The sequence below is a fragment of the Nonomuraea sp. NPDC049714 genome, assembly GCF_044465295.1.
Classification (GTDB): Bacteria; Actinomycetota; Actinomycetes; order Streptosporangiales; family Streptosporangiaceae; genus Nonomuraea.
Genome location: NZ_JBITLM010000014.1, coordinates 173,307 through 185,803 on the forward strand (window position 1 = coordinate 173,307; position 12,497 = coordinate 185,803).

Sequence of the window (12,497 nt, forward strand, 5' to 3'; positions counted from 1 at the left end):
CCCATGGGCCCAGCCGCCACCGGCGGATCGGCTTGTTGAGCGCCCCGGCAGGTGTCGTGCGAATCAGAAGTGCGAGCGTCCTGACACCACAGGGAGGGTTTCGTTCGCGCTCTGATGCGCACGCGCGAGTTCCTCAATCACACGCCTGTCCTGCGCCGAACTTGATCGAGTACTCGGTCGAGGAGGCCGGGCACATTTCCTCCTCCGAGAACAAGTTGACGGTCCAGCAGACGGTTAGCTGTCTCGCATGAGGTCTCGCTGACAAGCGCGCATCCGTGGCATGCCGATAGATTGAGCTGCGACGACCCTTGACGGTCACTCTCGATGCACACCGGATCATTCGAACAGACATCTGCATCACTCAAGGCTGCCAACAGTAGTGAAAGGATCTTGTCAGGCTCGCCCAGCCGAACGAGTCCGCCGAGAGTTCCCTGCGCATCTCCAGCAGCTGTATAGATCAGGATGCCTGCGGTGCGGTCGGGCCGATCAGAGTTGGCGTAGATACGCTCCTGGAGAGATGCTGATGAGTAGCCGCTCGCGAACGCGAGCCTGCGGATGAGTAGATGAGCGATTGTGTGCAACGCTATGAAGCGTGGCTCAGGCACATCCAAGCGGTGAGCCCACTGACTGGAATTTCGCCTGTTTACCAAGATACCGGCCCGTGCTCGGACTTCGGGCAAGCTCTCCCACTCGGACATCCGGTCCTCGTCGAACCGGAGAAAGATGCCCTCACCGAACATCTCGACGGATGGATATACCGGCTTTCGTTTCCGATCGGGACCGAGATCCGAAGGGATGAAATCGGCCTCGGCGCTGTGACGTCGAAAGCCCTTAAGTGCTCGAACTTCACGTACGCGGCGAACTTGGCCCACGCTGACGAGTCGACTTGTCAGAGCCGCGGGCCACACCGAGTCGGTAGGCACCTTCCATCCGTCGACGACGAAGTCGCCGTCGCTGTGGTCCCTACCGCCTTCGAGCTTCTTTAGGAACGCTGCCCACTCGCCGTCCTTCAGATCTAGTAGGGGAGCTTCTGCGGAGTCGTCACCACCGGCTGCGAGGCTGAGGACATCGTCCGCTGACACCCCGATCTCATCAGCGATCCACCCAGCCACCAGTTCTGCCTGTGGGCCGCCGTTGTCGGCGACCACCTTCTCGAAGTAGACGTGGTTGCGGATCTGATCCGCCTTCTCCATGGACTGCGGGCGCTCTTCGGGGATGTCGAGCGCTGAGAGGTGTTCGGCAATGTAATTACTAGTGGCACCGCGTTGGACAGCGCTGAGACGATGCTGGCAGACGTTGCCGGGCTTCGGCTCCTCCCATGGCTGGGCACCTTCGCATCGGATGCCGTCACGGTGTAGCGAATCGCCGCCGGCCAGCTCCGAGAGCGGGCGAAACCGTTTGCACCCGCCGCAGTGAATACGGAGCGAACCCAAGCCTTCCCCGCGTTGTGATGAGCGTACGAACTTCAGTTCCTTATAGGCGCGGCAGAAACGAACAGTGTCGGTGACGCCGGCATCATTGCCGCGGTGCGCCCACTTGAACCAGGGAATGTCCTGGATATGGCTACCTTTCTCACAGACAGCGACATAACGCATCGGTACAAGCGCTCCGCCGCATTCGCACCTGTTGGTCCAGCGGCCCTTGTTTCTGCCGGTGAGCTGCGAGAGCTTGGTGCATCGCTCGCAGAACCGCCAGGCCGGAAAGCGCCAGTAAAGCAGATGCGCCGTTTCCTTGGCCGCGCGTCCCGAGTGTGCGGGTGCTTGCCGAAGAACGCCCGCGCCCAAAGGGCCTCCGGCTCGCAAGCGTGCGCGGAGTCTTTCACAACTGATCTCGGGAGCAGACTTGCGGTCCCACCAGGAGGTGTCGGGCGCGATCAGGGACTCCCCGAGCACGTCGACGATCGCTCCCACACCGAACGGTGTGATCGTCTCGGACAGGCGCAGGTCATGCAGGATTCGTTCCACGGGTGCCTCCTTCCAGCGGCTCACGGACGTGGACGGCGACGTTCGGCTCGACAGACCGCATCGAGTCGGCTACGAGCCATCCTTCTCCGCGCTGGCCGAACCGCTTCAGCAGCGCTTCGTCGTCTGCTTTCCGACGGTCGTACACCAACGTGACTCCCTTCTCGCGTGCCAGCTTCGCTCGGCGATCCCAGTCATGTAGGAGTCTCCACACCTCTTCTTCGGTCTCCTCGGCCTCGATGTGTTCCGAGCGGGTCACCACGTCGACGAACGTCGCGACCAGCTTCTGTATGGCGCCACGCATCCGATCGTCATCAAGATCTAGACGCGATGCGGAGTCGTTCTCGGCAAGAGCTGAAAAGGACTGCCGCAGCAACGCCACTAGAGCCCCGGCCAGCGACCGTGCGCGGGACGCCAACGACCAAGGAGTAACACTCGTTGGTTCAACGCTGCGGTAGAGCGCTTCGTGATAGGTCCGGAAGGTCTCGAAGTGCGACCGGTCGCGCGCTCGATTCGACCTGAACAAGGTCGTGACGATGCCATTGTTCTGGCCACGACCGACCCGGCTGGTGGCCTGGATGTACTCGGCGGTCGTCTTCGGCTGACCGACCATCAGCATCAACGCCAGGCGAGGGATGTCGATGCCTACTGACAGCATGTTCGAGGAGAGGACGACGTCGATCGCTTGTTCGGTGTGATCGACGCTTCGTCCGAGCTCACGTAGGTCATTGGGGAGTTCCTCCGGCCCTCGCCGGCTGGTGAGCTCCAGAACTCGGTCTGCGCGGACACGGCGCAGCGGTAGGCCCAGCCGATCTGAACGCGGCTCCAAGCGCCCGTTCACATCGTCGACCACCAACGTTCCCGTGCGGCCGAGTTCACGAAGGCTGTTGTGATACATCACAGCAGTCCAATAGGAATCTCGCGTCGCACCTGCATCGGCGTGCCTGGCCAAAACCTCCGGAATCTCGATCAGTGGCGCGGTCGCGGCGATGACTGCTGACATCTGCGAGAGGGACTGCGGCATCAGTCCGACATATAGGCGACCCTCGCCACTCTCGACCGGGCGAGAGAAAAAGGTTCGATCGCCGTTGAGTCCTGTAGGTGGGTACAGTGCCACGCTTCGCCCGTACAGTCCTTTGACCTGCTCTTCCGATGCCCGGATCGTGGCCGTGGAAGCAACGATCTTGGGAGTCGCCCCCTCTCTACTCAAGAGCATCTGGATCACGGCGTCGAAGACGGAGACCGTCGTGCCGAGCGGTCCTGACAACAGATGCAGTTCATCCTGGATGATTAGCGAAGGTTGTCGGAACGTCGTGTCGAGGCCGAGGAGACTTCCCGCCTCCGGCCTGAACTGGAGACGAGCGAACTTGTCCACAGTCGCAAGCAGGATCGTCGGCGGCTCTTCATAAAGGACGTCGTCGACCACGGCCACGGGAAGCTCGTCACTGAACAGGCAGCTCCCATGGGTGCAGTGGATGGCGACATCACGACCGACGGCCCGAAAGCCGTATCGGCCTGAGTCGTGGACTCTGGCCTCAGGCAGAAGCGGCGCATCACACCACGGACAACTCTCGATTTGGAACTGGTTGGCTTCCTTGGGTTTGGCAGCCTTATGCAGGCGCTCTAGGGCGGCTTTCGCCTCGCTTCTCGTGCCAGGAGTGACCTCGTTGCCGACCCAGAGACCGATGGAAAACCGAGCCATGCCCTTCGCCCGCGGGTCATCGCGTCGGAGAATCTCCATCGCGCAGACGAGCGAGGCCGCACGCTGAAACTGCTGTGACGTGAGAAGGCGGAGCGTGTATCGAGTGATCACAGCTGTTCCGGCCCCTGCAATCCCGTGATCGATCCGGCGACGGAAGATCTCGATTGCCGCCAGGCCTAGGTAGGCCTCAGTCTTTCCACCACCTGTGGGAAACCAGATCAGATCGACGAGTTCTCGGTCGGCGTGCGTCTCGTCGACCGTCGACGCCAGCGCCACTAGAAGGAAGCCGAGTTGGAATGGGCGCCATTTGGGTTCGTTCACTCCGTCCGGGTTATCGCCATGTTTGATCGCGGTCTGACGCATCTGCAGTCGCATCGCGGCCATACCGAGCGCGAATGCAGTCCGCAGCGGCTCCTGTTCCTTCTCACGCAGCAGATTGACGCCGGCTTCCATGCGGCGTACAGCGGTGCGTGCACGGTCCGTGATCGTTCGTGCGACCGGTGCGTCAGGCCCGAACCTACTGACGCAGTCCTCCTGCTTGAAGACCCAGCTGGAAAAGGCCTGGACGAACACGTCCAGCATCGACAAGACCTCGTCCGGCTCTGTGTCGATCCGTAACAGATTGTCGAGCCGAAGGGCCTTGGCGGCGTCGGATCCGGGATCGAACCCCGTAGTCTCGATTGCGGGGACGACGAACGCTGGCACTGGGTCGAGGAAGACACGTGTGCACTCACTGTCGTTGAGATCCCAGTCGGCCGCCATGCCATGGCCTACCGCATACACCTTCCGGTCCCGGTAGCGGAGTCGCAGTTCTGCGGACTCGACGTCCGGGTCGAGCGACCTCGATCTGTCGTACTCGAGGATCTGCCCGTCAGGCGCGGGTGTCACGCTGAGCGCGACTTGAAAGAGCATCCGACCGATGTCGAGCCGATCATCGCCCGTGGATTCTGACAACACACGCACGTGCACCGTCACGAGGTGGGCGTCACCGTAGGGGCGCCATCTCGATCCGATCTCGATCGGTATGTCACCCTCTGTGACTTGGTGCAGGGGACGCTTGTGGGAAAGCTCGACTCCTTCGAACCGGAATGGGCGACGTTGCCAACGCGGAGGACCGTCTCCTTTGATCGGATGGTAGGTCCCTCCTGAGAAGTCGCAGGAGACGATGGTCCTGTCAGTGACGAAAGAGATCGCGACCGACGAGGGGCGCCAGTCCTCGGCGAGCGGCACGCCTGCGCCGTCCTCCTCCACATCCCCTAGGGTCACGTCAGCTTCAACCTCCGCCTGTTGGTCGGAGCCCTCGGGGTTAGGCACTGACGACTCGTAGGGGAACAACATCGCGACGGCGTACTGACGGTCTGGCATGTTGAAGACGGTCTCGTTGTCGCCACCATCTGGTCCGACGTATGCCGTTCGAAGGTGCTTCAGTGCGAGTTTCTGCGCCTTGGTCAGGGTCACGTCGTCACCTGCCGCTGTTGGAGTAGTTGTTGAAGGCGGCGTCTGTCGTCCCTGGACGCGACGATATGGAGTGAGACGCGAGCGCGTGTCACGGCGACATAGAAGGCCGCGGTCCCGGCTTGGCTGAAGGACGGAGGCAGGTCGCAGACGATGACGTGCTCCGCTTCGAGGCCCTTCGCATACTTCGGGCTCGTGACGACGAATCCGCGAGGCGTCAAACGGGGAGCGGCATTTGACGTTGTGCTGATGATCCAGATGCCTTCTTTGCGGACTCCGTCTGCCGCCAGCTGCTGCGCAATGGACTCGGCCTCGTCGACGTCAGGATCCCCGTCGGGGGTGTGCCATTGAACCCTGTCCCCGTGGACGATGCCCGGGTCTCCGACGTCTGCCCCGAGGTACTCCTGAACCATGTGGACGATCGCTTGAGTGTTTCGGACGTTGAGATCCAGGTCGACCGAGAGCGCCTCAGGGGCGATGATCTCGAAGACATCCTCGTCGAAGCCACCGTCGACGTGCGCTTGGTTGTTCATGTCGAGGAACATCCGCCACCGGCCCGCGGCTCGTCCACCGACGACGAGCGTGTCAAGTGTGTCCATTCCTTCAGCAGTCATCAGGTCCTGCGCTTCGTCGATGAACACGGCGTCGTAGACCTTTGTCGGCTTCAGCTGATCAAATGGGACGACGTCGATGTCACGATCGATCACATGTGCGGCGAAGAAGTCCCGCAACTCCGGAGACTTGAAGGTGATCAAGACGGATCTATTCTGATCCGCTTCCTGCTTGGCCGCCTCGACCAGGACGAGCGATTTACCCGTGCCGGCGCCGCCGAACGCCATGACTCTGGGGTTGCGCGCCAGCGAGGCGAGGACCCTGGCCTGGCTCGCTGTCGCACGGTTCTGCTCCTCGATGACCGCTCCACGCTGTGCGTCGATCACGGGCATGCGCGTGAATTCTCCGAACAGGCTGGTCCGCAAGTCATCGGTTCTCGCGCGTTTCCGGTCGGTGGGCGGCGCTTGTGCCACCGCCGCTATCGCATTGAGAGCTCGGGCCATCCTTTCAACGCTCATGTCGTCCTTCGCCAGCCAGTGGGTCGGCTGCCATTCGAGTGAGTGCGGGGGAGTTTCGATGTCAGGTGTGACGACGATGGCCTCTTGCACGAACCAGCCGACACCTTCTTGGCGAAGGATGTTCCTCAGCGCGTACATGGCGGACCGTGATTGTTCCATCGGCGAGCCGGCCAGCTTGTGCCAGTCGTTACGTCGGTCGATGCTGTACCAGACGCCGTCGTACTTTCTGACCCCTCCCCCCTTGACCTCGACGACGATCAAAGCCTTCTTCCACAGAATGACGAAATCCGCTTCCGCCTGTTGCTTGTAGGCATGGGAGCGCAATTTTACCGAATGGAAGGCCACCGCATCGTTGTCGCCGTCGATCTCTCGCAGCAACCGGGCGACCCGACGCTCGGCGTCGCTGCTTGCGCTTATTTCGATGTCCGTCAGGTCGGGAACAAGAATCACGCGCGCTGCTCCTGCCAGAGGTCCTCATACTCGCGGTATCCGAGCAACTCGTTGACGTCTCCGAAATTGTCAGCCATGTCCACGATGAGGCACTCGTCCTTCCCGCCGTTGGCAGGGCCGCGCAGGCCACGGCCCGCCATCTGAATATAAGCGTTCGGGCTGAAGGTCGGGCGCGCGATGTAAAGCGCGCGCACGCCCGGGGCGTCGAAACCCTGGATCAGCAGGTCGCAGTTCGCAAGGACGTGGATCTTATCCTTTTTGAATCTATCGATGATGTCTCGGCGCTCCTGTCTACCGGTCTGTCCGCTCACCGCCGCCGCCTCGATACCGCGATATCGCAGTGTCGCGGCGAGCACCTGGGCTGAAAGGACGTTCGGAGTGAAAACCAGCACAGGCCAGTTCTCGTCCAGGCTCATGATGTGGTTGACGAGGATCGACATGCGAGCTTGGTCCTGGCCGATGCGGTCCAGGACCGTTTGACTTACCCTCCGCTGTTTTGTGGCTTCGGCGATCTCATCCGGCCGGAGGACAACCTCGATACCGGGCAGCACCTCATGCTGGACTCGCGCAAGCACTCCGAGCTCTGCCAGTCGCTTGTACGCGTCTGCCTCGAAGGCATCGAGCTTTCGATTACCGAATCGGCTCGCAAGCGCAGCGGTCGCTGTCTCGGACGTGCCTTTGAAGGGAGTCGCGGAGAGTCCGACCAGAGGGCGTTCCCAGCCGCGGCCGGCCACGCCCAGCCAATTCAAGATTCGTGTGTACCGCTCGGAGCCGCCCGCGCGATGTCCCTCGTCGACGATGACTGCTGACGCGCTGCTCAGCCACTCGTATTCGGGACTGTCGAGGATGACATCGAGCTTCGCGTCCGTCGCGACGATGGCGCTGAACTCCGTGTCCGGCTCGTGCACGATGTTGCTCTCCCACAGACGCCCGATCGTCAGCGGACGCTCGTCCCCGAGCGCTCGCCAGACCGTGCTCCAGGTCTGCACAGCCTGTTCACAAAGCTCCAGCGACTGCGCGATCCACAGGACGGGGCCACGAAGGCTCCCCTCCATGAAGAGCTTGAGAACGGTCTCTGCAGCGACGCGTGTCTTGCCCGCGCCGGTTGGGAGTTCAACCATCGCCTTGAGATGACGACCGTTCGCTTCACGCAGCGTGAGCACGTCTTTGAGCTGCCGACTTATTTTTTGCTGGAACGGATGAAGGGGGTTGAGCTTTACGGCACCAGGGACGATGAATTCGTGGTCTTGGCGCTCATTGCGGCGGCCAGCGTATTCGCTACCGAATCCCATCTTTCGCAGCCATGAGATGGTCGCCGCGCCACCCGCCCATGTCGTCGGGACGTCGGGGAAACCCTCCTGCCGGAAAAGGTCGGCGAGAAGCTTGATCGAGTCCGATCCGTACACCGTCAGGAAGAGAGGGGCGACGGAGGTCTGGTCGGTGATCAGACTCTGTGCCTCGAGCGCCTGCCAAAGTCCCTTAGGTAGCGCATCCCGTAGGTCATCCGGACCGAAGTAGACATCAAGTCGGTCTGCGTCGGTCGTGGCCGCCTTCGCTTCCTGGCGAAGTGCTTGAAGGTGGTGGTCGAGGCCTGTCTTGAGAATTTTGTCGAGCTCAGCATTTGTGAAGCGCAGATCGAAGGCGTCATTGATGAAGCCGAGGAGTCGACGCTCGTCGGCGTCGCCGCGCACCACTAGATTCAGTCCGTCGAGGTGCCACGCGAGCGACTGCTCCTCGACACCGTCCTCGGTGGTCACCCGCTTGACCACTTGGATTGCCCGTGCGACCGTTGCGTTGATCAGCTTGTCGGCGGCGTGCGTGTTGCGAAGTCCGGTGAAGACGTCGACTACCCGCTCGCTCTCCTGGTCTCCCTCGATCACTATTGAGAACGCGAAGCTGTCTTCGAACCGGTGGCAACCAACCGATTTCACGAGTTCGACTGCCTGATCGTCCGTCACTCTCAGATACGGGCGCTGGCGTGACGAGAGGAATTCCTCCTGCTCGTCCGTCGTGGCGAGGTACACCGACGTCGGAGGCCGCGGCTCCGTCGCGCGCCTCACTTTGGCAGGAATGGTCGGGGGCTGAGTTCCCGGATAGGCGATGCGGCAGGCCGTCGTTATGAAATCGACGAGCACGGAATCCTCGATGCCCGGCGGGAACAGTTCCGCCTCGAGCGCTTCCTTGAGCACAGGAACGGGTATCGCGTCGAGCTCATCCGGGAGTTCCAATGCATCGGAGACCTGTCGCGGTCCACGGAACAGCGGTAGGAGCTTTTCATACTTGATGAGGGACGGCGCGACGACGTCGGTCGGCGGTCGGAACCCTCGGTTCGACCGCAGCAAACCGGCACGTTCCACTGCCCAACGAACCGGCGACGCCACAGGATAGGTCCTGCCCGTGCCGAGATCCTCACAGGTCCAACGGGAGTCGTCTGCTCCGAGTAACCCGACAGTCCAGTTCTCACGCAACTGCGGTGACGCCCCTGCGGCACGCAAGATGAACAACGTGGAGAACGGGCCCGGTCCTTCCCCGGGATAGAGGTCGATGTTGTCAATCGGTCGCTCGCCAGGACCCTGCTTCTCGTTGAGCATCGCTGTGACCCACTCTCGGTACTGTCCGAAAGATGGTTCATCCTCTGCGGAGTAGCCCCTTACGGGTCCGCGAATGACCCCCAGCCGATACGCCACGTCGGGCATGCAGCGCCGGCGGTCGAGGGTCCTCACCGCATGTTCGTCGCCTATGGACTCGTCGAGATCGAAGACCTGGCGCGGCCATGCCCATCCGCCGTCGCAGGTAGGGACCTTGACCGTGGCGGAGTGGCCGGTCAAGACCTTCGCCGCAAGGGAAGCGGGCACTCCTAGAACGGCGTCCCAGAGCTTGGAGAGTTCCTCGTCACCCGACGTGTCCGAGAGCCTTGCAAGGCGCGCGTTGAGAATCGCGAGCGGGTCGAGGTCTCGAAATCCGACTTTCCTAAGGCCGTCGTCCACCCCGCGTTGTGCCAGAAAGTCGGGTGAGACGAAGATCGCCCCTTCTATCTGGATACCCTCCTCCTGATGGAGGAAGACGACATCTTTATCCCTCAGGGTCCGCATGCCTTTGGTGGTCGGAATCACCTTGGCCTGATCGATATCGGGCAGATTCCCGTTGCCGCACACGAATTTGAACGCGTTGGCGGCGGACACCGCATCCACTCCTTCGGCCCACTCACGCAGCCAGGAAAGAAGCCCCCGTTTCGGCAATTCCTCCAGGGCGCGCTTCATGTCCCTGTCGTTGCCGTCGATGCGGCCGTGAGAGGCCGATGCCGCGAAGAGCTGCCGCAGACGAGTGACTCGCTGCTGCGAGGTGTAACAACGCCAATGCGGAACGTCCTTACCGGTATGCGGAGAGATGGTCCAGGCCCGATGGACATCTGGATGGACCCCGATGGAGAAGTCGAGGGGGCGAAGTTGGGATGCGCACGTCAGGGTGCCCGTAGCGTCGGGTATCAGCTCGCGGTTCGCTGACATCTGCGGTACGTGTGCGCAGAGCAGCTCGTCGCCGAACGACAGCGGCTCCCTTCCTCGCGCGGGCATGTAGTCGAGGTGAGCCGCAGGGTCGTCGGGCTCCGTCACCCGCGACAACATGCCGACGAACATGTCCGAGAGCGTCCCGAGTATCTCTCGGTTGTAGTCATTTTTAAGTAGGGTGGTCCTGTCGTCGTTCACGCTCCAGGGAGCGTTGAAGAGAGCAGAGGCCGAGGTCTGATCCTGAAGTGGAAAATAGGACCAGAACCGCCCGATGCGTTGCCTCGCATGTCGTTTCGGAATCGCGACGGTAACCTTGACCTCCGCGCGCGAAACGGCTTCTCCGACTTGCCTTCGAGCATTCGAAGACGGCGCGTGCATCCGATCTTCCACGAGCCACTCATCGCCGCCGCCGTCCGGATTCTCAATCTTGAAGACGCCATCACCGAAATCGCGAGACGTATGACTCGTCTCGAATGCGTCGGAGCCGAGCACCCTAAGCTTGACCTCCCGCACGGCACCGACGAAGAGGAGGAACTCCGATGAGAATCCCTCGATTTCTCCGCGAAGCCGCTCCAGGCTTGACGCATGCGGAAGTCTCACGACGGTAGCCGCCCACCCGGCAAGCTCCGCGAGAATGGCGTCTTCGGCGAACGCGGCGAACGGGTCGACGATGGTGGGGGTCCGAAGGATCGGGCGACGCTTCGCGGTAGACGCGATCTTGCTGATCTCGGCCCGAGCTGCGGACGAGTTGAACTCGAACGACACCGAGCGGCTGAAGACCTGCGGAGCATCCGAAACAGCAAGGACGGACTTGAACCCCAGTCCGAAGCGTCCGATCTCGTCACCTCGCTTGCCGCTGAGGTGTGCGTGTGTGATCGCGGTGAGCCCGTTCTTCGAGAACGGACGACCCGCATTGGCGCAGTAGAGGGTTCGACTCTCCGTGTCAAGTACGATTTCGACCCGGCCAGCGAATCCGCCTTGGTCATCGCTGATCCCCGACATGGCGTCGGCGGCGTTCTGCACGAGCTCGAGGAGTGTCCGATTGGCATATCCTCCGACCCGAATGGACTCCTCATGGTTCGCATGCTCGGAGATGAGGTGGGGGTTTGCCCGATAGGAGGCGATTGCCCGATCGAACTGATCCCCTACCTCTTGGGCAAGGCTTGCGTCCGACGTCCAAGACTGACGTGTCGTCACGGGCGCGCACTCCCCGCATCTGAGGTCTCCGCACCGGGACCGGTAGATCCGCTCGGAGCGGCTTCAACTTCTTCGGAACTGTGGACTGTTGGGCTTGGTGTCGTCTGGCACGCGAGGCCTAGGGACTCACCCGCGTGGTGGGCATGCAGGTGGGCATCGGACGGTTCGGCAACGACGCCGGCATCCCGCAGGCCGGCTCTATCCCAATCGTGCAAACCAGACTCCAACGTTGACTCGTTTTCAGCCAGACGTGCGCGGCGCCGCGAATCCGACTGCATAGGAATCTAGACGACGCGAGCGACAAAGACAGTCTCAAGGACGTCTCTTTTGGCTCTGGCGCTCATGCCGTGAGCTTCGGTGGGGCCCGGGGCAGCCCTTCAGTCATGTCAGGTGACCCACCTGGGGCCGGTTGGGATCTAGCCCCCCTTGCTGACCCTGTTCGCCTGGACCGCTTTTCCGTTCTGGTGCATCAGTGCACATAAAGACCAGAACGTACACATTGCAGGCGTTCTGTCCTTTCTGCGCCGCCCAGCTAGGCCCGCGTTTAAGCGGTTACTTCACTCACCCCCTATCGGGCACCTCCAGCCCATATCGGCGCACCTACTCCGCTTCCTACCCATTCCATGGGATATGGCAAGAGGAGACCAGCGCAACAATCTCCGACCTCGACTCGAGCCTGTAGGTCCTCCACCAGCCCCCGTTCGCGGCCTTGGGCGCTTGAACAAGGGGACAATCTACACAGGCTGATTGCCTCTGTCTAATGGGACAGAAGGCATTTCTATGGAATTATTCTGCACAATATAGTGATATACGGCCGCATAGGGGAGGGCAGGGTTCACAGAATGGTTGACCCGAACAGTGCCCTCGGTATAGATTCGCTCTCAATGCACGCCTTGTCGGCAGATCCCCAGGTAGTAGAGGCATTGGCGAGCGAACCGGCGTGTAGGTATTTCGGCGTGCCTCATATATCAGGGCTAAAGTCAGCTTGAGACGATCCTTCGTTGCTTTGGGGCATATCAGTTGAGGGCGAGAGCATGCAGTCAGATGGTTATGGTAGGCCAGCTGCTTAAGCGATCTGGGTAGGGGAATAGGGACGCGCTTCCCTTTTCTGAAGTTAATAGTTTTTGTAGCCTCGATACAGTCGTGCCGAGTGATC

At 61.5% G+C, this 12,497-nt stretch carries 4 protein-coding genes; all 4 read right to left on the reverse strand.

Annotation, left to right across the window (positions count from 1 at the left end; translation table 11 throughout):
• Nucleotides 1-137: 137 nt before the first annotated feature.
• Genes drmB through ACIBQX_RS41115 form a run of 4 tightly spaced genes read right to left on the reverse strand, consistent with a single transcriptional unit; the run spans nt 138 to nt 11,341 of the window.
• Nucleotides 138-1,964, reverse strand: a complete 1,827-nt coding sequence (gene drmB, locus ACIBQX_RS41100; protein ID WP_397014423.1) for a DrmB family protein — start codon at nt 1,962-1,964, stop codon at nt 138-140.
• Complete coding sequence (locus ACIBQX_RS41105; RefSeq protein ID WP_397014425.1) at nt 1,945-5,121, reverse strand: helicase-related protein; 3,177 nt, start codon at nt 5,119-5,121, stop codon at nt 1,945-1,947. Before ACIBQX_RS41105 ends, drmB begins: the two co-directional genes overlap by 20 nt.
• Nucleotides 5,118-6,638 (reverse strand): NERD domain-containing protein, encoded by a 1,521-nt coding sequence (locus ACIBQX_RS41110; RefSeq protein ID WP_397014427.1) that lies wholly within the window; start codon nt 6,636-6,638, stop codon nt 5,118-5,120. Before ACIBQX_RS41110 ends, ACIBQX_RS41105 begins: the two co-directional genes overlap by 4 nt.
• The gene (locus ACIBQX_RS41115) at nt 6,635-11,341 is read right to left on the reverse strand and encodes a sacsin N-terminal ATP-binding-like domain-containing protein (protein ID WP_397014429.1); all 4,707 of its coding nucleotides are present in this window, start codon (nt 11,339-11,341) and stop codon (nt 6,635-6,637) included. Before ACIBQX_RS41115 ends, ACIBQX_RS41110 begins: the two co-directional genes overlap by 4 nt.
• Nucleotides 11,342-12,497 lie beyond the last annotated feature (1,156 nt).